Here is a 20,569-nt window from a genome sequence, read left to right on the forward strand (position 1 = left end):
TCAGGCTCCTGCCGGTCGCGGGGTCCAGCGCTGGTCGAGGAGGGCGGCGAAGGCGCCCAGATCGGTGCTGCGCAGCAGTTCGTGGGCGCGCGGCCGGACGCCGCTCTCGCGCTCGACGACCGCGAGCAGCCGCGCGGCGACGACGGAGGTGCCGCCGATGTCGGTGAAGTGGTCGCCGAGTACGGTCTCGGGCCGCCCCAGGAGCTCGCGGACGGTCGTGAGGACGAGGCGCTCGCCCGCGGTGGCCTCGGCCAGGTCGTCGGCCGGGGCCGAGGGCGCCGCCGGGGACGGGGCGTGGGCGGCCAGGGCGGCCCGGTCCACCTTGCCGTTGGCGTCCAGCGGATGGGCGTCGACGAACCGTACGGTGGCGGGCACGGCCTGTTCGGGAAGCCAGGCGCGGACCGCGTCGAGCAGATCGGCGGGGGCGGGCGGCGTGGCGTCGGCGGGCTTGAGGTGGGCGACGAGCCGGGCGAGGCCGGAGCCGTCGCGCGCCACGGTGACCACGGCCGTGCGCACCCGGGCGTCCTGCTCGAACGCGGCTTCCACCTCGGCGAGTTCGATGCGCACGCCGCTGATCTTGACCTGGCTGTCGAGGCGGCCGAGGAACTCCAGGGTGCCGTCCGCTGCCATGCGCACCCGGTCGCCGGTGCGGTACAGCCGGCCCGTGCCCGCCAGCGCCGGGTGCTCGGGGGGCGCGGTGAAGCGCCGCGCCGTCAGCTCGGGGTCGAGGTAGCCGAGCGCCAGGCAGTGGCCGCCGAGGCGCAGTTCACCGTCCTGCCCGCGGGCCACGGGGTTGCCGTCGGGGTCGGTGACGACGACGGTGACGCCCGGCAGCGGTGTGCCGATCGGCGGCGGGGTCGTCCGGTCGGCGGCCGGGTCGGTGGCGCGCATCGCGTACGTGGTGGTGAGGACGGTCGCCTCGGCCGGGCCGTAGGCGTTGTGGACCGTGGCGGTGACGTCCGGCCCGGGGCGGCGGCGCATACGGTCGCCGCCGACGACGAGGTGGCGCAGCGGCAGGTCCGCGGGCCACGGCCGGTCGAGGAGCGGTTCGACCGTCGGGGTCGCCGCCACGCACACGGTCACGGCGGCCTCGCGCCACCAGTCGGTGAGCAGGGCCGCGTCCCAGCGGGTGTCGTCCGGGGCCGGGACGAGGGCGGCGCCCGAGGTGAGCCCGGCCCACAGCTCCAGCAGATGCGGGTCGAAGGCGACGCCGATGAGCAGCGACTGCCGGTCGCCGGGCGCCAGCGCGGTGGCCTCCCGGTACCAGTCCAGGGCCACGGACAGCGAGGCCTCGGCCACCGCGACCGCCTTGGGGCGGCCCGTCGATCCGGAGGTGAGGACGGCGTACAGGGCGCCCTCGGGGGCGCGCCGCGCACCCTCGGCACGGGTGGTGAACGCGGCCACCGGGGCGCCCGGCGCGTTCACGCCGTCGGCGGGCAGGGGCAGCGCGACGTGCTCCCCGTCCTGGTGGGCCCGGGGCAGGACAGCGGGGTCACCGACGAGGCAGGCGACGTCGAGGTCCTCGGTGACGGCCTGGGTGCGGCGCTCGCCGGGGCGCGGGCCCAGCGGCAGGTAGACGGCGCCGATCCGGGCGAGCGCGACGGCGGTCACCACCAGGGCGGTGGACCGGTCGAGGCAGACGCCGACCAGGTCACCGGGGTGTACGCGCTCGCGCAGTGCGGCGGCGACGCGGTCGGCCGCGGCGCCCAGCTCCTCGTACGTCCAGGTGCGCGTGCCGTCGACGACGGCCGGGGCCTGCGGGGCGCGCCGGACCCACTCCTCGAAGCGGGCGACGACGGCGGTCGGTTCGGCGGCCGGGCCGTGGGCGATGCTCGCCGGCGTGCCGGCGCCGGTGGTCGCGGGGGTGGTCTCGGGGAGGGCGGGGGACTGGATCATCACGACTCCGTGGAGAGGGGGGCGGTGGCGGCGAGGGCGTCGGCCTGGTCGGCGAGGACGGGGTTGCGGAAGAGCACCTTCAACGGCGGGCGCGTGCCCAGGTGGGGCTCCAGCCAGGCCGCGAGCTCGGCGGCCAGCAGCGAGTGGCCGCCGATGCGGAAGAAGTGGGATCCGGCGTCGAAGCGGCTGTGGCCGAGTACTTCACGCCAGCCGTTCGCCAGCAGGGCGGTCATCGGGTCGTCCGGCACGGCGGCGGACACGGTGTCCCCGGTCGCGGTAGCGGTAGCGGTCGCGGTCGCGGCCTCGGGCGCCGCGCGGGCCGCCGGGTCGAGCGCGGCCGCGCGGCGGGTGAGGACCGTACGGTCCGGCTTGCCGCCCGCCAGGGTCGGCATCGTCTCCAGCCGGGCCCACCGGGCGGGCACGAGAGCCCCGGGCAGCCGGTGGCTCAACTCGGTGTGCAGCGCCTTCTCGTCCACGTCGGCGAGAGGGGCGCCCTCCTCGAAGAAGCCGACGAGGCGGGGAGCGGCGGGGCTCTCCGTGTCCAGGACGACGGCGCAGGACCGGCCGCCGAGCGCGGCGGACGCCGCCGCCTCGATCTCCTCCAGCTCGATGCGGTGCCCGCGCAGCTTGACCTGGTTGTCGCGGCGGCCGAGGAAGTACAGCAGACCGTCCAGGCCGCGGTAGCCGAGGTCGCCGGTGAGGTAGACCCGCTCCCCGCCCAGCGCGTCCACGGTACGGAACCGGGCGGCCGTCACCTCCGCGTTGCCGGGGTAGCCCTCGGCCAGGCCGGGCCCGGCGATGGCCAGTTCACCGACGGCGCCGGCGGGCAGCGGGCGGTGGTGGGCGTCCAGGACGTGGACGCGCTCGCCCGGCAGCTCGGTGCCCAGCGGGATCTCGGCGCCCTCGGCCAGGGCCTCGCGGGAGACCTCGTGGACGGTGGAGGTGATGGCGGCCTCCGTGACGCCGTACGCGTTGAGGACGGTGGCGCCGGTGTCGGCCAGGAGGCCGCGCAGGGTCTCGGAGGGCAGGCGCTCGCCGCCCAGGACCAGGAGCCGGGGCGTCCAGCTCTCCTCGCGCAGTGCCGGGCGCAGCTCTTCGCGGGTGGCCAGGAAGTAGCTGGTGGGAAGGTTGGCGACGGTGACGCGGGCGGCGGCGAGGAGGTCGGCCAGCTCGGCTCCGGTGGGCACCTCGTGCTCGGGGATCACCAGGCACGCCCCCGCGTGCAGGGTGGGGAGCACCTCCTCCAGCGCCACGTCGAAGGACGGCTGCGCGAACATCAGGACCCGGTCGGCGCTGGTCAGCGCGAACCGGTCGGCGGTGGCGGTCAGATGGTGCTCCAGGGCCGCCCGGCCCACGGCGACCGGCTTGGGCGTACCGGTGGAGCCGGAGGTGTGGATGACGTAGGTGGCGCCGGGCAGGACGTCGGCCGCGTGGGCGCGGGGCAGCACGGGCGCGTCGATGCGGGCGACGGGCAGGCCGTCGGGCAGGTCCGGGCCGCCCTCGGCGGTCAGCACGAGCGCCGGGGCGAGCCGCTGGAGCAGCAGCGCGGTGCGGGCGGGCGGATCGGCGGGGGAGAGCGGGCAGTAGACGGCGCCGGTGCGCAGACAGGCCAGCAGCGCGGTGACCGAGTCGGCGCCGCGGGGCAGGACGACGGCCACGGGCTGCCCCGGTGTGACCCCGGAAGTACGCAGCCGCTCGGCCAGCGCGGCGACCCGCTCGTCCAGTTCGCCGTACGTCACCCGGCGCGCCCCGCACAGCAGGGCGGGCAGCGAGGGGTCCTGGGCGGCCACCGGGTCCAGCAGGTCGCGGCCGGACGGCACGGGCGCGGCCTCGGCGGCCGGCTCCACGGTGGCCGGGGCCAGGTCGGCCAGCGGGGCGGCGGGCGCGTCGAGGTAGGCGCGCAGCAGGTCCAGGAAGCGGCCGGACAGCAGCCGGGCCACGTCCTCGCCGAACAGGTCGGCGTCGTAGTCCCACACCAGGGTCATGCCGGGCGCGCCGTGGCGGGTGGTGACGCCGCGCCGGTCGTCGGGCAGCAGCACCACGTCCAGGTCGAAGCGGGTGGTCCCGGTGTTGAACCCCTCGAACAGGGTGATGTCCAGGCCCGGCAGGTCGATCTCGGGCAGCGGGGCGTCGTGCGCGCTGAACATCACCGAGAACAGCGGATTGTCGGCGCCGGAGGTGTGCAGGCCCAGCGCCCGGGTCAGCTCCTGGACCGGTACGTCCTGGTGCGGCAGGGCGCGGATGAGGGTGTCGGTGACCTCGTCCATGGTGTCCTGGGCCGGGAGGGTGGCGTCCAGGGCGAGCGGCAGCGGGATGGTGTTGACGAACATGCCGACGGCGTCCTCGTACCCCAGCGGCCGGTTGCCGACGGCGGTGCCGATGACCATGCGGGAGCGGCCGCTGTGGCGGCGCAGCAGCTCCGCGAACAGGCCCAGGAGCGTGGCGAAGGGGGTGAGGCCGCGCTCACGGGCGTGGCCGCGCAGCCGTTCGGCGAGGTCGGCGCCGATGGTCTGGCGCAGTTGTCCGCCGTGGTGCCTGCGGCGGGCGCCCGGCCGGGCGAGACCGGGCAGTGGCAGGTCGTGGGGCTGGTCGTGCAGGAAGGACCGCCAGAACTCCAGGGACTCGGGGGCGAAGGCCGCGCCGGACCTGGCCTGTACGTGGTCCGCGTAGGAGGGTGCGGGCGGGAGCGTGAGGGATTCCCCCGCGACGCGGGCGCGGTAGGTGCGGAAGACGTCGTCCAGCAGGATCGCGAACGAGTGGCCGTCGTGGATGAGATGGTGCTCGACGTGGACGAGCCGGTGGTGCTCCTCGGCGAGGCGGACGAGCGTCCAGCGGATCAGCGGCGCCTCGAAGGTGTCGAGGGGTGTCTCGGCCTCGCGGCGCAACAGGTCCTGGAAGGCCGCCTCGGGGTCGTCCTCGCCGCCGAGGTCGGCGGTGTGCAGCCTCGGCTCGCAGCGCGGCGCGACCCGCTGCCCGGGCACCGATCCCGGCCGGTCCACGAGTTCGAGCCGCAGACCCGCGTGGCGGGCCAGGGTGGCGGCCAGGCCCTCGCGCAGGGCGTCCGCGTCGAGGGGGCCCCACAGGTCGAGCGCGGCGGTGAAGTTGTAGGCACGGCTGCCGGGCTGCATCTGCTCGTGCAGCCAGACGATCTCCTGCGAGGCGGAGAGGGGAAGCATGATCGGTCCCTGAGGGTCGTCGGGGCGGTTCACCGGCCCGGTCACGGTGGTGCCGGGCGTGGTCGTACGGGCGGCTCGGCGGGTTGTGCGGAGCCGCGGGGGAGGTGCGTGCGGGGTTGGGGGCGCGACGGATGCCGCGGGGGTGTCGGTTGCCGGGGGTGTCGGTTGCCGGGGGCGTGCCGCGCGGAGACGTCCGCCCCCGTGGGGTGCCTGGGTCAGCCCGCGGGGTGCGGCACCGGGCGCAGCGCCCGGGTGAGCGCGTCGAAGGCCCGGTGGGCGGTGGCGTCGTCGAGGACCGCGCGGTCCCACACCATCCGCAGCCGGATCCCGGCACCCTGGGTGACGGAGACGGCGAACGGACCGCGCACCGGTCTGCCGTCGACGTGGACCTCACGGCCCTCGGCGCCGGCGAGGCGCAGGGGTGGGCGGCGGCTGTCGTCGTCGACGGTCAGCAGTCCGTCCAGCGCGCCGTTCCAGCCCGTACCGGCGGCCCGCGCGGCGGCCACGACCGCGTCGAAGGGCATGTCGGCCCGGTCCAGGTCGTCCCACCAGGCGTCGGCGGTCGCCTCCGGCGTGGAGTCGTGCCCGGTGGCGGCGGGGAAGACGACGGTGTTGAGGAAGCAGCCGACGACCGGCTCCGCGCCGACCGGACGGCCGCCCCACGGGTAGCCGAGCGGGACGACGTGGCCCGGGCCGTACAGCGCGTCGGCCGCGGCGCGGCAGGCGTCCAGCAGACCGGGGAAGGGGACGCCGCCGTCGTGCGCGGGCAGCCGGGCCTCGGCCGAGCCGCTGGGCAGCGCGCCGGCGGCCACCCGTTCCGGGCGGGGCAGCGGGGCGTGCGCCCGCACCGCGCGCAGCCGGTCCGCCCAGTACGCGGCGGCGTCGGGGGTGTCCGCGCGCTCCTCGGCGGCGAGCTGGAGCAGGACCGCCTCGCGGTAGGCGTCGCGTTCGGCCTCCGTCTCCTCGGGGGTGACGCGGAGACCGGCCGGGTGCTCGGTGTACGCGGCGCCGAGTTCGTCGGCGATCCGGGCCAGCGACCGGCCGTCGCAGACGGCGTGGTCGAGGGCGACGGCGAGGAGGTCCTCGGTGCGGCCCTCCTCGTCGCGGACGAGGAACAGCCGCAGGGGCGGGCCCTGCGGGTCCCAGGAGGCCAGGGCGCGGCGCAGGGTGTCGGCGGGGCGCTCGCCCGGCGCGGGGACCGGGCGCAGGACGGGGATGTCCGGCTCCCCGACGTGCAGGACCGGGGTACCGCGGACGACGGCGGGCCGCGAGCGCAGGGCGGTGTGCCGGGAGGCGAGGCCGCGGGCGGCTGCCCGCAACCGCGCGGGGTCGACGGTCCCGTACGGAAAGGCGAAGAACATCGGCACCACGTCGGGGCGTCCGGCCGGGTCCAGCGAACGCACCAGCGCGAAGCGGCGCTGCGCCCCGGTGACGGGCAGCAGGGTGCCGGACCCGGCGTCGGCGGTGATCCGCCGGTAGCGGGCCAGGTACTGGCTCGTGATGCTGGGCACGGAGTCCTCGTTCTGTCGTGGTGGGCCGGGGTGTCGTGGCTCTGCGGCACGCGGGGGCGACCGCGCCCCGGAGGGTCAGCGGGAAGGTGTGGGGGCGGGCTCCTCGTCGCCGTCCACGGCCGGGTCCTCCCCGGGTGTTCCGGGGACGGCCGCGCCGAGGTCTCCCGGTTCGGGCAGGTCCCGCATCCGGCGCAGCGGGGAGAGCAGCAGCGGCAGCGGTACGGCGAGGAAGCCGGCGGCGCAGCAGGCCAGCGCGGCGCGCGGGCCGAAGGCCTCGGCGAGGGTGCCGCCGAGGAGCGCGCCGAGCGGCAGGGTGCCCCACATCAGGAAGCGCAGGGTGGCGTTCATCCGGCCGAGCAGGTGCGGCGGGCAGAGGCCCTGGCGGAAGCTGACCTGGGCGATGTTGTAGACGACGGCGCCGAAGGAGATGCCCGCCGATCCCGCGGCGAACAGGGCCGCCCCGAGGGTGCCGTGCCCGGACAGGGGCCACAGCAGGGCGAACGGCCCGCTCAGCAGGACCGACCAGAGGATGAGCCGGGCCTGCCCCCACCGGGCGGCGAGCCGTCCGGAGCACACGGCGCCCAGGAGCCCGCCGACGGCGGACGCGGACAGCACCAGGCCCAGGGCGCCCGGCTCCAGACCGACGACACGGACGAGGTGCACGGTCTGCGTCGCCATGAGGACGGCCATGCACAGGTTGCCGAGGGCCGTGGTGAGGGCGATGACGCGCAGCAGCGGATGGCCGGTGACGAAGCGGATGCCTTCGCCGATGTCCTTGCGCAGGGACGCGTCGGCGGCCACCTCGGGCGGTGCCTCGGGCTGCCTGATGCGCAGCAGGAACGCGGCCGAGAGCAGATAGCCCAGGGCGTCGGCGAGGACGGCGAGATGCGCCCCGACGAGCTGGACCAGCCCGCCTCCCGCCCCCGGCCCGCCCACCTGCGCGGTCGAACGCACCGTCTCCAGGGCGCCGTTGCCCGCCATGAGCTCCTCGCGCGGCAGGATCTGCGGCAGGAAGCTCTGGTGGGCGACGTCGAAGAACACGGTCGCCACGCCGGTGACCAGCGCGACCACGTAGAGCTGCGCCATCGTCAGGGCGTCGGCCAGCGCGGCGGCCGGGATGCTGCCCATCGCCACGGCCCGTACCAGGTCCGCCCGGATCATCAGGGGACGCTTGCGCATACGGTCGGTGAGGGCGCCGGCCGGCAGTCCGACGAGGAGGAAGGCGGCGGTCTCCGCGGCCGTGAGGAGGCCCACCTGGAAGGCGGAGGCGTCGAGTTCGAGGACGGCCACCAGGGGGAGGGCCACCAGGGTGACCTGGGCGCCGAGTTGTCCGGCGGCCGCTCCCGCGAGCAGCATCCGGAAATCGCGTCGGCGCATCGGGCTGCCCGTGGAGGCTCCGGATGTGAGGGACATGTGAACGACCTTCACCGAGCCCCGGATCGGGAGTCAAAGGATCACGGCCACTTTCGGTCGTCTCTTGTCTTCTGTTGTCAAAAACGCGTAAGAATTTTCGGCGAACTCGCGGTAAGTCCGCATGAACGCCTGCCACTCGGTGTGCACGGCGCAACAGTCGTACGCCGGTGCGGACCGGAAGAGGGGTGGGCGGGGGGCGGGTACCCTGCACACAAAGTGATGGTCGCGATCCTGGCCGAAAAGCGCCACTGACGACGTCCTCGTTGCGGAATCACCTATTCCGTCAGTTATGGAGCGTATGCGGCGTTGCGCCCGCCGGGACGCGGGACCGCCGCCAGGACGACCCCCGGCCGCCCGCGTCGTCCACCTGGCCCGCCTCGCCCGCCTGGTCCACCTCGTCCTCCCGGAGGACATGGCACCTGAGGGGGACCCCGCGACTTCGGCCGTGCGAGGGATGCCCCTCCGGCTCCCGCTTCCTAGGGTCGATTCCGTCGACGCCCCACACAGGGAAGGGCCGGTATGTCGGAGAAGAAGGCCAGATCGGTTGCGGTCAACAGGTCGCGGGTGACGCACAAGGTGCGGTACGCGCTCGCCCACCCGGACCGCATCGCCCCGCACATCAGACGGACGGCGAGGGACACCTGGCTGCGGCTGAAGCACCCCGACCACGTCGACTACTACCGGGCCGTGATGGCCTCCGACACCGCGCGCAGCCCGGAGGCGGCCGTCGGGAGCAAGTCGCACGACCGGTGGCTGGCGCTGGGCGAGATGCAGTTCGCCTACCTGCGGGAGCACGGGCTGCGCCCGGACCAGCGCATGCTGGACATCGGCTGCGGGAACCTGAGGGCCGGCTGGCGCTTCATCGCCTACCTGGAGCCCGGCCACTACTACGGCATCGACATATCGCCCGACATCCTCATCGCGGCCAAGGACACCCTGGCGTCCCGCGGGCTCCAGGAGAAGCTGCCCCATCTGACGATCACGCGGAACCTGACCTTCGATTTCCTGCCGGAATCCCATTTCGACGTGATCCACGCCCACAGCGTCTTCTCGCACTCGCCGATCGAGGTCATCGAGGAGTGCTTCGCGCACGTCGGGCGCGTCCTGAAGCCCGACGGCCTCTTCGACTTCACCTTCGACCGCACGGAGGGCGCCGAGCACCAGGTGCTGCGCGAGGACTTCTACTACCGCACCGCCACGCTCGTCGCGCTCGCCGAGAAGCACGGCCTCGCCGCGCGGTTCATGGACGACTGGGAGACCCGCGAGCACGGTCAGTCCAAGATCCGCGTCACCCACCGGCCCGGCTGAGCGCCCAGCGGCGCACACAAGGGGCGTACGGGGGCGATGCGTCAACCGCGTGCGGGCGGCCCCGCCCCCGCCCCGTGCGGCGAGGCCCCCCGCCTCGTAGAGTCTGGTGACATGACATCCATTGCCGTCTCTCCCGCCGACGCCCTCGACTCCCTCCTCGCCGGAAACCGGCGCTTCGTGGCCGGGGCTCCGCGCCACCCCAACCAGGACGCCGCGCGGCGGGCCGAGCTCGCGCCGGCGCAGAAGCCCTTCGCGGTGCTGCTGGGATGTTCCGACTCCCGGCTGGCCGCCGAGATCATCTTCGACCAGGGCCTCGGTGACCTGTTCGTGGTCCGCACCGCCGGCCACATCCTGGGGCCGGAGGTCCTGGGCAGCATCGAATACGGCACCAGCGTGCTGGACTGCCGCCTCGTCGTGGTCCTCGGGCACGACTCGTGCGGCGCCGTCGCGGCCGCCCGCGCCGCCGTGGAGGGCGGTCTGCCGGCCGGCGGGTACGTCCGGGACGTCGTCGAGCGCGTCACCCCGAGCGTGCTGGCGGCCCGGGCCGCCGGGCTCACCTCCGACAGCGACCACATCGACGCGCACATACAGCACACCGTGGACCTGCTCCTGGACCGCTCCCGGGTGCTGGCCGACCAGGTCGCCTCCGGCCACACCGGCGTCGTGGGACTCGCCTACCAGCTCGCCGAGGGCAGCGCCCGTCTCGTCACCGCGCACGGTATCCCCGACCCGGCGGCGTCCACCTCCCTCTCCGCCTGAGCGGCTCCGCCCGATCCCGCGGTCACCCGGGGGGCAACGCCCATTGCCCCCCGAAGCACCCTGTCGATAGCCTGTGTTCGTCATTCCGGTCGTTGACCGGAGTTTCGAACATAGAGGGTGGGGTGGCGGCCATGGGGCGACTCGTGCCGGCGGTGGCCAGGGCGCTGGACGTGCTGGAACTCTTCCTGGAGAGCGAAGCGCCGCTCTCCGCGCCCGACGTCATGCGCAGACTCGGTCTGCCACGCACGACGGTCCACGAACTGGTCACCACCCTGGCCGCCCGCTCCTACCTGGCGCCGGCGCCCGGGCAGCCGGGACGCTACCGGCTGGGCGTGCGCACCTACCAGCTCGGCAGCCGGTACGCCGAACAGCTCGACCTCGCCGCCGAAGGGCAGCAGGTGGCCCGCGAGGTGGCCCTCACCTGCGACGAGACCGTCCATGTGGCCATCCTGGAGCACACCGACGTCATCTACATCGCCAAGGTCGACTCCACCCACGCCGTCAGGATGGTCTCGGCGGCCGGGCGCCGGCTGCCCGCCCACTGCACCTCCGTCGGAAAGATGCTCCTCGCCTCGCTCCCGGAGGCCGAGCTCGACGCCCGGATCACCGGCGGCGAACTCGTCGCCATGACCCCCGACAGCATCACCGACCCCGCCGCGCTGCGCGCCGCGCTGGCCGAGATCCGGGCCCGGGGGACGGCCTTCGAGCACCGGGAGTCCAACCCGGACGTCAGCTGTGTGGCCGCCCCCGTCCACGACAGCGCGGGCCGGGTCGTCGCCGCGCTGTCCATCTCCGTACCGATGATCAGGTGGACCGAGGCCCGCGAGGCGGAACTCGCCGAGCTGGCGCTGAAGGGCGCCGGCGACCTGTCCGTGCGGCTCGGCCACCGGGGCGCGCGATGAACCCGGACGTGGCGGTACGGGAGGAGGCGGAGCTCGGTGAGGGGCCCACCTGGGACCCGGCGGCAGGCCGGCTGATCTGGGTGGACATCCTGGCGTCGCGTATCCACACGTACGAGCCGGGCAGCGGGCGGCGCACGGTCCTGGCGACCGGGCAGCACGTCGGCGCCGCCAAGCCGCGCGCGGGCGGCGGCCTCGTCGTCAACCTCCGCGACGGCGTCGGGCTCTACGGCCCCGGCGGCGCCTTCTCCTGGCTGCTGCGCGACCCCGTGCCCGGTCGGCGCGGCAACGACGCGGCGGTCGCACCGGACGGCGCCCTGTGGGCGGGCACGATGCGCTACGACGAGGCGAGCGGCGGCGGCTCCCTCACCCGGATCACCGGCGACGGCGCGGCCACGGCCGTGCCCGGCCCGGTGACGGTCAGCAACGGCACCGGCTGGAGCCCCGACGGACGGCTCATGTACTACGTCGACAGCCCGACCCGGCGGATCGACGTCTTCGACTTCGACGGGCACCTCGCCCACGACCGACGGCCGTTCGCGGTGATCGGGGACGAGGACGGCTTCCCCGACGGGCTCACCGTCGACGCGGAGGGCGGCGTGTGGGTGGCGCTGTGGGACGGGGGCGCGCTGCGCCGCTACGGCCCGGACGGCACGCTCGACCTGGTGGTCGAGCTGCCGGTGCGCCGCCCCACCGCCTGCGCCTTCGGCGGCCCGGACCTCACCGACCTCTACGTCACCAGCGCCCGTACCGGTCTGCCCCGGCCGCACCCGCTCTGCGGGGCGCTGCTGGTGCTGCCCGGTATCGGGCGCGGGATGCCGGGTACCGCCTTCGCCGGCTGACACCGGGCGCAAGGCGGTACCCGCGAGGGCTCAGCGCGTCGAGAAGGCGTGCACCGTCGACGACCGGTACGTCTCGCCCGGGCGCAGCACCGTGGACGGGAAGGCGGGGTGGTTGGGCGCGTCCGGGAAGTGCTGCGACTCCAGGCAGAGGGCGTCGCCCTGGCGGTAGACGCGGCCCGAGGTGCCCACCAGCGTGCCGTCCAGGAAGTTGCCGCTGTAGAACTGCATGCCCGGCTCGGTGGTGAACATCCTCATCACCCGGCCGGAGCGCGGCTCGGCGAGCGTGAGCGCGTACTCGGGCCGCGGTGTGCTGCCCTTGTCCAGCACCCAGTTGTGGTCGAACCCCTTGCCGTACAGGAGCTGCTGGTGGCCCTGGCGGATGTCGCGGCCGATCGGCTTCGTGCGCCGGAAGTCGAACGGGGTCCGCGAGACGCGGGCCAGTTCACCGGTCGGTATGAGGCCGGAGTCGACCGGCGTGTAGCGCTCGGCTGCCAGTTCGAGGGTGTGGTCGTAGACGGGGCCGCTGCCCTCGCCGGCCAGGTTGAAGTAGGTGTGGCTGGTGAGGTTGACGACGGTCGCCCGGTCGGTGGTCGCCTCGTAGTCGATGCGCCACTCGCCGCGGGCCGTGAGGGTGTAGGTGACCTGGACCTTCAGGGTGCCGGGGTAGCCCATCTCACCGTCCGGCGAGATCCGGGAGAGTACGAGGCCGGTGCGGGAGCCGTGGGTGAAGGGCTCCACGTGCCACATCTGCTTGTCGAAGCCCTTGGTGCCGCCGTGCAGGCTGTTCTCGCCGTCGTTGAGGGGCAGTTGGTAGGGATGCCCGTCGAGGGTGAACCTGCCCGCCGCGATGCGGTTGCCGTAGCGGCCGATGAGACCGCCGAAGTACGGGGACTTGGCCACGTAGTCGGCGAGGTTGTCGAAGCCGAGGGCGATGTTGGCCGTGCGGCCGTGCCGGTCGGGCACGTCGAGGCGGTGCACGATCCCGCCGTAGGAGAGGACGTCCAGGCGGACGCCTCCGTTGCTGACGGTCCACCGGTGTACGGGGGTGCCGTCGTCCAGGGTGCCGAAGAGCGTCCTGGTGGGGGTGCGGCCCTGCGCGGCCCGGGCGGTGCCCAGGCTCGTCGCCGCCACACCGGCGGCCAGGCCGACGGCCATCACCGTACGTCTGCTGGTGTTCATCCGCGTACTCCTTCGAAGGATCGTGGGGGTGTCATGAACCGACCTTGCGTTTGTTCCAGACGTCGAAGCCCACCGCGGCCAGCAGGACGAAGCCCTTGATGACCTGCTGGTAGTCGGTGCCGACGCCGACCAGCGACATACCGTTGTTGAGCACGCCGAGCACCAGGCCGCCGATGATGGCGCCCAGGACCGTGCCGACGCCGCCGCTCATCGAGGCACCGCCGATGAAGGCCGCCGCGATGGCCTCCAGCTCGAAGTTGACGCCGGCGTTGGGTGTGCCGGCGTTCAGCCGTGCCGCGAAGACGACACCGGCGAGCGCCGCGAGGACGCCCATGTTCACGAAGACCAGGAAGGTGACGCGCTTGTCCTTGACGCCGGAGAGCTTCGCCGCGGCCTGGTTGCCGCCGAGCGCGTACACATGCCGTCCCACCACCGCGTTGCGCATCACGAAGCCCAGCCCGATGAGCAGGGCGGCCAGCAGGAGCAGCACCACCGGCACGCCCCGGTAACTGGCCAGGGTCAGGGTGAAGGCGAGGACGGCCGCGGCCATCGCCACGCACTTGGTGAGGAACAGGCCCCGCGGCAGCACGTCGAGTTCGTACGCCTGCTCGCGCCGCCGGGAGCGCACTTCCTGGATCAGGACCACGGCGGTCAGGGTGAGCCCCAGCAGGACCGTGAGGTTGTGGTAGTTGGTGTCGGGGCCGACCTCCGGAAGGTATCCGGTGGAGATCTTCTGGAAGCCCTCGGGGAACGGGCCGAGCGAGCGCGACCCGAGCAGGATCTGGGTGCCGCCCCGGAAGAGCAGCATCCCGGCGAGGGTGACGATGAAGGACGGGATGCCCACGTACGCGATCCAGAACCCCTGCCAGGCGCCCGCCACACCGCCGATCGCGAGCGCCACGGCCAGCGCGACCACCCAGGGCACGTGGTGCTCGACCATCATCACCGCGCAGGCCGCGGAGACGAAGGCCGCGAGTGAGCCCACGGACAGGTCGATGTGGCCGGCGATGATGACGATCACCATGCCGATGGCGAGGACCAGGATGTAGCTGTTCTGGAGGACCAGGTTGGTGACGTTGTTGGGCTTGAGCAGGACGCCGTCGGTCCATATCTGGAACAGCACGACGATCAGTCCGAGCGCGACCAACATCCCGTACTGGCGCATGTTGCGGCGGGCCGCTTCGAGGAGCAGCGCCCCGGTGGGGGAGCGCGGCGGCTCGGGAGTCCGCGGGGGGCTGGGGGCGGCGTCGGTGGTGACCGGACCCATATCTGCTACCTCTTGTTCGTGGTGTCGTTCGTGGTCATGAGGCGCATCAGCACTTCCTGGGTCGCGTCCGCGCGGGCGGTCTCGCCGGTGAGGCGGCCGGCCGCCATCGTGTAGACGCGGTCGCACATGCCGAGGAGTTCGGGCAGTTCGGAGGAGATGAAGACCACCGCCTTACCCTGGGCGGCCAGCTGGTCGACGACGGTGTAGATCTCGTACTTGGCGCCCACGTCGATACCGCGGGTGGGCTCGTCGAGGATCAGCACATCCGGACCCGCGAAGATCCACTTGCTGAGGACGACCTTCTGCTGGTTGCCGCCGGACAGGCGCCCGACCGGCTCGAAGACGGTCGGGGCCTTGATGCCCATGGAGGTCCGGTAGGACTCGGCGACCCGCCGCTCCTCGTGCTCGTCGACGATCCCGCGCCGGGACACCTTGTCCAGGGCGCCCAGGGTGATGTTGCGGCTGATGGTGTCGATGAGGTTGAGCCCGTAGTGCTTGCGGTCCTCGGTGACGTACGCGATGCCGTGGCCGACCGCCTCGGGGACGGTCTTCGTCCGGATGGGGCGGCCGTCCTTCCACACCGTGCCGCTGATGTTGCGGCCATAGGAGCGGCCGAAGACGCTCATGGCCAGCTCGGTGCGGCCCGCGCCCATCAGCCCCGCGATGCCCACGATCTCGCCCCGCCGCACGTGGAGGCTGACGTCGTCGACGACCTTGCGCTGCTGGTCGATGGGGTGGTGCACGGTCCAGTCCCGCACCTCGAGGGCGGGGTGGGCGCCCGGGTCGCCCGCGTAGGGGGTGCGCGGCGGGAAGCGGTGGTCGAGGTCGCGGCCCACCATCGAGCGGATGATCCGCTCCTCGGTGGTGTCCGGGGCCTTCACGTCGAGGGTCTCGATCGTCCTGCCGTCGCGCAGGACGGTGACCGAGTCGGCGACCGCCGCGATCTCGTTGAGCTTGTGCGAGATGATGATCGAGGCGATGCCCTGCGCCTTCAGCTCCAGGATGAGGTCGAGGAGATGGGCGCTGTCCTCGTCGTTGAGGGCGGCGGTCGGCTCGTCCAGGATCAGCAGCCGCACCTCCTTGGAGAGGGCCTTGGCGATCTCCACCAGCTGCTGCTTGCCGACGCCGATGTCCGCCACCCTGGTCTGCGGATGCTCGCGCAGCCCCACCCGCTTCATCAGCCGCGCCGCGTGCTTGAGCGTCGCGCCCCAGCTCACGATGCCGCGGGTGGCGTGTTCGTTGCCGAGGAAGATGTTCTCGGCGATGGAGAGGTACGGGACGAGGGCCAGCTCCTGGTGGATGATGACGATCCCACGCGCCTCGCTGGCCCGCATGTCCTTGAACGCGCAGGGCTCGCCCTGGAAGAGGATCTCGCCCTCGTAGCTGCCGTGCGGGTGGACACCGCTGAGGACCTTCATCAGGGTGGACTTGCCCGCGCCGTTCTCACCGCAGATGGCGTGCACCTCACCGGGCGCCACGGTGAGCGAGACGTCGGAGAGCGCCCGGACGCCCGGGAACGTCTTGACGATGGAGCGCATCTCCAGGATGGGCGCCTCGTTGTCCCCCCTGGCTCCCCCGGCCCCCCTGTTCGGGCTGCTCACTTCAGGTCACTCGCCTTGATGTAGCCCGAGTCGACCAGCACCGACTGGTAGTTGGACTTGTCGACGCTGACCGGGTTGAGCAGGAAGGCGGGCACGACCTTCTTCTCGTTGTCGTACGTCTTGGTGTCGTTGACCTGCGGCGTCTTGCCGGTGAGCACCGCGTCGGCCATCTGCACGGCCTGCTTGGCCAGGGCCCGGGTGTCCTTGTAGACGGTCTGGGCCTGGTCCCCGGCGATGATGGACTTCACGGACGCGACCTCGGCGTCCTGCCCGGTGACGACCGGGTAGGGCTTGGCGGCGGTGCCGTAGCCGCCGGAGCGCAGGGCGGACAGGATGCCGATGGAGATCCCGTCGTACGGGGAGAGGACGGCGTCCACGCGTTCGGTGGAGTACGCCTTGGTCAGCAGGTCGTCCATGCGCTTCTGCGCGGTGGCGCCGTCCCAGCGGAGCGTGGTCACCTGGTTGAGCCGGGTCTGGCCGCTCCGTACGACCAGCTGCTTCTTGTCGATGTAGGGCTGGAGGGTCTTGAGGGCGCCCTGGAAGAAGTAGCGGGTGTTGTTGTCGTCGGGCGAGCCGGCGAACAGCTCGATGTTGAAGGGGCCCTTGCCGCCGCCCTGCTGGGGGCCCTTCAGCCCCAGCTTGTCGACGATGTAGGTCGCCTGGAGCACGCCGACCTTCTCGTTGTCGAAGGAGGCGTAGTAGTCGACGTTGGGCGAGCCCAGGATCAGGCGGTCGTAGGAGATCACCTTGATGTGCTGGTCGGCGGCCTGCTTGAGGACGTCGCTGAGGGCGCGTCCGTCGATCGCGGCGATCACCAGGGCGTCCACACCCTTGGTGATCATGTTCTCCAGCTGGGCGACCTGCTGGTCGACGCTGTCCTCGCCGTACTGCAGGTCGGTCTTGTAGCCGAGCGCCTGGAACTGCTGGGCCATGTTGTTCCCGTCGGCGATCCAGCGCTCGGAGGACTTGGTCGGCATGGCGATGCCGATCGTGGCCCCCTTGCCGCCCTTGGGGGTGGCCTTGCCGCCGCCCTCGCTGTCCTGTCCGCAGGCGGTGAGGGCGAGGGCGAGCACTCCGGCGGTGAGGGCGAGTGCGGCTGGTCGGATGCGGCGCATGGTCATCAGTCCTTCGGGTTCGCGGGGAAGCGGTGGAGGGCGCCGGGGCGGCGGGAGCCGAGCGGGGACATACCGCCGTCGGCGCCGAGGCGGGCGAGCAGGTCGAGGACGAGCCGGCCCCTGCGGACCCGCTCGCGGGCGGTGTGCAGGGCGGTGTCGCGCAGATGGGCGCCGTAGGGGTAGATGCCGGGCGCCTTGGAGAGGCCGAACTTGAGGTAGAGCGGGGCGGCGCGGCGGATCAGCTCGGCCGCCTCGTACATCCGCACATAGCCACCGAGGTCGTCCGGCGCCTCGATGTAGAGGTCGAGCGGCACCCTGGAGACGCGCCTGACCTCGGTGAAGTGGGCGGCCGTCAGATCGGAGGGGACGTTGACGGAGTCGGCGCCCAACTGCTCGTAAACGGCGACGGACGCCGGGTTGACCGGGCCGATCAGCGCGGACACCTTGAGGGTGGTCTCGGCGGGCAGCAGGCCGCCCTCGCGCATCCGGTGCAGGCTCCACAGCACGCCCTCGTCCGCCACGAGCAGACAGCGCACCCCCAACTCGGCCGCGCGCAGGGCGTCTTCGACGCACCCGGCGAGCGCGTCATGGCCCCGGGCGCGCAGACCCGCGCCACCGGAGGCGGTACGGACGGAGGCCCCGCTGTCCCAGGTGCCGCGCGGCCCGGTGAACAGGCAGAGCTCGATGTCGCGCTCGGCGCAGCCCTCCACCATCTCGGTGATCTCGGTGTCGGAGAGCATCCACACCCCGCTGCCCTGGCTGACGCGGTGCACGGGCACGTCGAGGCGGGAGGCCTCCTTCAGGACGACGGCGAGCGCCTCGGGCCCCTCGACGGAGGGGATCTCGGTGCGCCAGGTGCCCCCGTCGGGAAACGTGTGCGGGGAGGAGTCGGCGGGGTTGTCGCGGGGCGCGGCCAGGCCCAGGGCGGCCAGGGCCGGTTCGCCCGGTCGGCGGGGCCCCTCGGGGCCCGGGCGGGGGTCGGTTGCTGGTGCGTCGGTCACAGGCGGGTTCCTTGTACGGAGAGTCGTGCGCGTACGGGAGGGTCGAGCGCGTTCGATATATCGAACGAGGTTCGGGTCATAGGGGACGGGAAAGCGCCGCGGCGCCCGGCGCGGCGACGCCTCAGGGGCGCAGCAGCACCTTTCCGGTCTTCGGGTCACCGCCTCCGACCAGCGCGAGGGCGTCGGTGTACCGCTCCAGCGGGAACTCGTGTGTGATCAGCTCCGCCGGGTCGAAGAGACCCGTGCTGTAGGCGCGTACGGCGAACGACCAGGCGGCCGAGGGGGCGCCGAAGACGCTCCGCACGGTGAGCTGACTCACCGACAGGTGCACCGGGTCGATGCCCAGCGCGCCCTCGGCGAACATCCCGGTGAGCACCACCCGGCCCCCGCGCCGCGCGAGGAGGCAGGCGTCGGCGGCCGTGGTGCGCGCGCCGGCCGTCTCCACGACCAGGTCGTAGTAACCGTGCGCCTCGCCGGAGTGGACGGGCGTACGGGCCTCGGTCGCCCCCATGCGGCAGGCGAGCTCGGCCCGGTCGAGCCGGGGGTCGATCACGGTCAGCTCGCCGGGGGAGGAGGCGGCGAGGAGCTGCACCGCGAGCAGGCCGAGCGTCCCGGCCCCGACCACCGCGATCCGCTCGCCCGCCTCCGGCGCCCCGGCCCGCACGGCGGCGGCGACCACGGCGGCGGGCTCCAGCAGGGCCGCGCCGCGCAGATCGGCGTCGTCGGGCAGCAGGTGCAGCAGCCGGGCGGGCACCACCACGTGATCGGCGAAGGCGCCGGGATGGGTGAAGCCGGTCTCCGCGTACGCGGCGGCGCACAGGGACGTCTCCGCGTTCCGGCACCGCTCGCAGGTCCCGCAGAAACGGAACCCCTCGGCGACCGTCTTGCGGCCCACCACCGCGGGATCGACCCCGGCCCCGGTCGCGACGACGGTCCCGGACCACTCGTGGCCCGGGGTGACGGGGTAGCGCACGTAGTCGGGGGCGCGCCGGCCCTCGTACACCTCGCGGTCGCTCATGCAGACCCCGGCGGCGCCGACCTCGACGAGTACCTCGCCGGGGCCGGCCTGGGGGCGCGGCACGGTGATCAGGCGGTGGGTGCCGGGCGCGTCGACGACGATGGCGCGGCTGGTCGCCCGGGACCCGCCGTCCGGCACGGCGGCGCCGAGGAACCCCTTGGCCTCGCGGCCGTTCATCCCGCCGCCCCGGAGGGCTTGGGGGCGCGCTTCTCCCAGCCCTCGGCCCAGAGGTCGAACCGGGCCTGCTGCTGCGGGAACTCGGCCGCCGCGTCCACGTCGAGCTCCACGCCGAGACCCGGGGCGTGCGACAGCTCGAAGTAGCCGTCGACGACCTGCGGGGCGCCCTTGACGACCTTCTTGATCTCGGCGTCCGCGAAGTCGTTGAAGTGTTCCAGGATCTTGAAGTTGGGCGTGCAGCCCGCCACTTGGAGGCTGGCGGCGGTGAGGACCGGGCCGCCGACGTTGTGGGGCGCGACGAGCATGTAGTGCGTCTCGGCCGTGGCGGCGAGCTTGCGGGTCTCCAGGATGCCGCCGATGTGGCCCACGTCGGGCTGGATGATGTCGACGGCCTGCGACTCGAACAGCTCCCTGAACTCGATGCGGTCGTGGATGCGCTCGCCGGTCGCGACCGGGATGTCCACCTTGGCGGCGACCTTCTCCAGGGCCTTGAGGTTCTCCGGCGGCACCGGCTCCTCCAGCCAGGCGGGGGCGAACGGGGCGAGGTCGCGGGCCAGCCGGACCGCCGTGGACGGCGAGAACCGCCCGTGCATCTCCAGCATCAGCTCGGTCTCGGGTCCGATCGCGTCCCGTACGGCCTCGATCAGCGACACGGCGTACCGGGTCTGCCGGTGGTCGAGTTCGTAGTGGCCGGTGCCGAAGGGGTCGATCTTCAGCGCCCGGTAGCCGCGCTCGACCACCGCGCGGGCCGCCTTGTGGTAGGCCTCGGGGGTGCGTTCGGTGGTGTACCAGCCATTGGCGTACGCCTTGACGCGGTCCGTCACCTTCCCGCCGAGCAGCTGCCAGACGGGGACGCCGAGCGCCTTGCCCTTGATGTCCCAGCAGGCCATCTCGATGACCGCGATACCGGACATCACGATCTCGCCCGCGCGCCCGTAGTCGCCGTACTTCATCCGGCGCACCAGGTCCTCGATCGCGAACGGGTCCGAGCCCGCGATGTGGTTGGCCTCGGCCTCGCGCAGATAGCCGAGGAGCGCGTCGGTGTGGCCGAGCATCCGCGTCTCGCCGACTCCGGTGAGGCCCTCGTCGGTGTGGACCTGGACGTAGGTGAGGTTGCGCCAGGGAGTCCCGACGACGTGTGTGCTGATTCCGGTGATTCGCAAGGCAGTTGCTCCCGAGGATGCGGCCGTACCGTTCGATATTTCGTCACGCGTTCGAAATGTTGGCGTGACGGTAATGACGCGCGGTGGCGGGTGTCAATGGGTCGCGCGGGAACCGTTCCCGGGTCGTGGCAGGTGGCGAGCTCCGCGAGCGTCGCGTCGCCGCCCGGGTGTTGACGCCGGACCGGCCCGGGCGGAATGCTCCCCCCGGACCCTCGCCCGGCGAGCCGAGGTCTCCGGGCAGGGG

At 73.2% G+C, this 20,569-nt stretch carries 15 protein-coding genes; 4 read left to right on the top strand and 11 right to left on the bottom strand.

Translation table 11 applies throughout. The annotated features are described in order from the left end of the window. From ABZ404_RS22735 to ABZ404_RS22750, 4 genes are all read right to left on the bottom strand, one after another. Positions 1-1,896 (bottom strand): non-ribosomal peptide synthetase, encoded by a 1,896-nt coding sequence (locus ABZ404_RS22735; protein ID WP_358990755.1) that lies wholly within the window; start codon positions 1,894-1,896, stop codon positions 1-3. Then, positions 1,896-5,072, bottom strand: coding sequence for an amino acid adenylation domain-containing protein (locus ABZ404_RS22740; RefSeq protein ID WP_358837461.1), 3,177 nt, complete (start codon positions 5,070-5,072; stop codon positions 1,896-1,898). Before ABZ404_RS22740 ends, ABZ404_RS22735 begins: the two co-directional genes overlap by 1 nt. Before the next feature lie 215 nt (positions 5,073-5,287). After that, positions 5,288-6,583 (bottom strand): condensation domain-containing protein, encoded by a 1,296-nt coding sequence (locus ABZ404_RS22745; protein WP_358990758.1) that lies wholly within the window; start codon positions 6,581-6,583, stop codon positions 5,288-5,290. Between the two features lie 75 nt (positions 6,584-6,658). Continuing rightward, positions 6,659-7,996 carry an MFS transporter gene (locus ABZ404_RS22750; RefSeq protein ID WP_358835441.1) on the bottom strand — a complete coding sequence of 446 codons (1,338 nt, stop codon included), beginning with the start codon at positions 7,994-7,996 and terminating at the stop codon, positions 6,659-6,661. A gap of 519 nt (positions 7,997-8,515) precedes the next feature. Here ABZ404_RS22750 and ABZ404_RS22755 point away from each other — a divergent pair. From ABZ404_RS22755 to ABZ404_RS22770, 4 genes are all read left to right on the top strand, one after another. Beyond that, positions 8,516-9,304, top strand: coding sequence for a class I SAM-dependent methyltransferase (locus tag ABZ404_RS22755; RefSeq protein ID WP_358835440.1), 789 nt, complete (start codon positions 8,516-8,518; stop codon positions 9,302-9,304). 111 nt (positions 9,305-9,415) lie between these two features. Next, a complete protein-coding gene (locus tag ABZ404_RS22760; protein WP_358835439.1) occupies positions 9,416-10,063 on the top strand; it encodes a carbonic anhydrase in 648 nt (215 codons plus the stop codon). Between the two features lie 131 nt (positions 10,064-10,194). Continuing rightward, positions 10,195-10,965, top strand: a complete 771-nt coding sequence (locus tag ABZ404_RS22765) for an IclR family transcriptional regulator (protein ID WP_358835438.1) — start codon at positions 10,195-10,197, stop codon at positions 10,963-10,965. Further along, positions 10,962-11,804, top strand: a complete 843-nt coding sequence (locus ABZ404_RS22770) for an SMP-30/gluconolactonase/LRE family protein (protein ID WP_358835437.1) — start codon at positions 10,962-10,964, stop codon at positions 11,802-11,804. The genes ABZ404_RS22765 and ABZ404_RS22770 overlap by 4 nt, the downstream gene beginning before the upstream one ends. Positions 11,805-11,834: 30 nt before the next feature. Here ABZ404_RS22770 and ABZ404_RS22775 read toward each other — a convergent pair whose 3' ends face one another. The 7 genes from ABZ404_RS22775 to ABZ404_RS22805 all read right to left on the bottom strand — a co-directional run bounded on the left by ABZ404_RS22775 (position 11,835) and on the right by ABZ404_RS22805 (position 20,325). Beyond that, positions 11,835-12,983, bottom strand: coding sequence for an aldose epimerase family protein (locus ABZ404_RS22775; protein WP_358835436.1), 1,149 nt, complete (start codon positions 12,981-12,983; stop codon positions 11,835-11,837). A 31-nt stretch (positions 12,984-13,014) separates the two neighbouring features. Next, positions 13,015-14,250: a multiple monosaccharide ABC transporter permease gene (mmsB, locus tag ABZ404_RS22780; RefSeq protein ID WP_358835435.1), complete on the bottom strand. Its 1,236-nt coding sequence runs from the start codon at positions 14,248-14,250 to the stop codon at positions 13,015-13,017. Between the two features lie 5 nt (positions 14,251-14,255). Next, positions 14,256-15,788: a multiple monosaccharide ABC transporter ATP-binding protein gene (gene mmsA, locus ABZ404_RS22785; protein WP_358835442.1), complete on the bottom strand. Its 1,533-nt coding sequence runs from the start codon at positions 15,786-15,788 to the stop codon at positions 14,256-14,258. 59 nt (positions 15,789-15,847) lie between these two features. After that, the gene (gene chvE, locus ABZ404_RS22790) at positions 15,848-16,972 is read right to left on the bottom strand and encodes a multiple monosaccharide ABC transporter substrate-binding protein (protein WP_358835434.1); all 1,125 of its coding nucleotides are present in this window, start codon (positions 16,970-16,972) and stop codon (positions 15,848-15,850) included. Then, positions 16,972-17,967, bottom strand: coding sequence for a hypothetical protein (locus ABZ404_RS22795; RefSeq protein WP_358835433.1), 996 nt, complete (start codon positions 17,965-17,967; stop codon positions 16,972-16,974). Before ABZ404_RS22795 ends, chvE begins: the two co-directional genes overlap by 1 nt. Positions 17,968-18,088: 121 nt before the next feature. Further along, the gene (locus tag ABZ404_RS22800; RefSeq protein WP_358835432.1) at positions 18,089-19,162 is read right to left on the bottom strand and encodes an alcohol dehydrogenase catalytic domain-containing protein; all 1,074 of its coding nucleotides are present in this window, start codon (positions 19,160-19,162) and stop codon (positions 18,089-18,091) included. Then, complete coding sequence (locus ABZ404_RS22805; protein WP_358835431.1) at positions 19,159-20,325, bottom strand: mandelate racemase/muconate lactonizing enzyme family protein; 1,167 nt, start codon at positions 20,323-20,325, stop codon at positions 19,159-19,161. Before ABZ404_RS22805 ends, ABZ404_RS22800 begins: the two co-directional genes overlap by 4 nt. Between the last annotated feature and the right edge of the window lie 244 nt (positions 20,326-20,569).

The organism is Streptomyces sp. NPDC005878 (genome assembly GCF_040629815.1).
Taxonomy (GTDB): Bacteria; Actinomycetota; Actinomycetes; order Streptomycetales; family Streptomycetaceae; genus Streptomyces.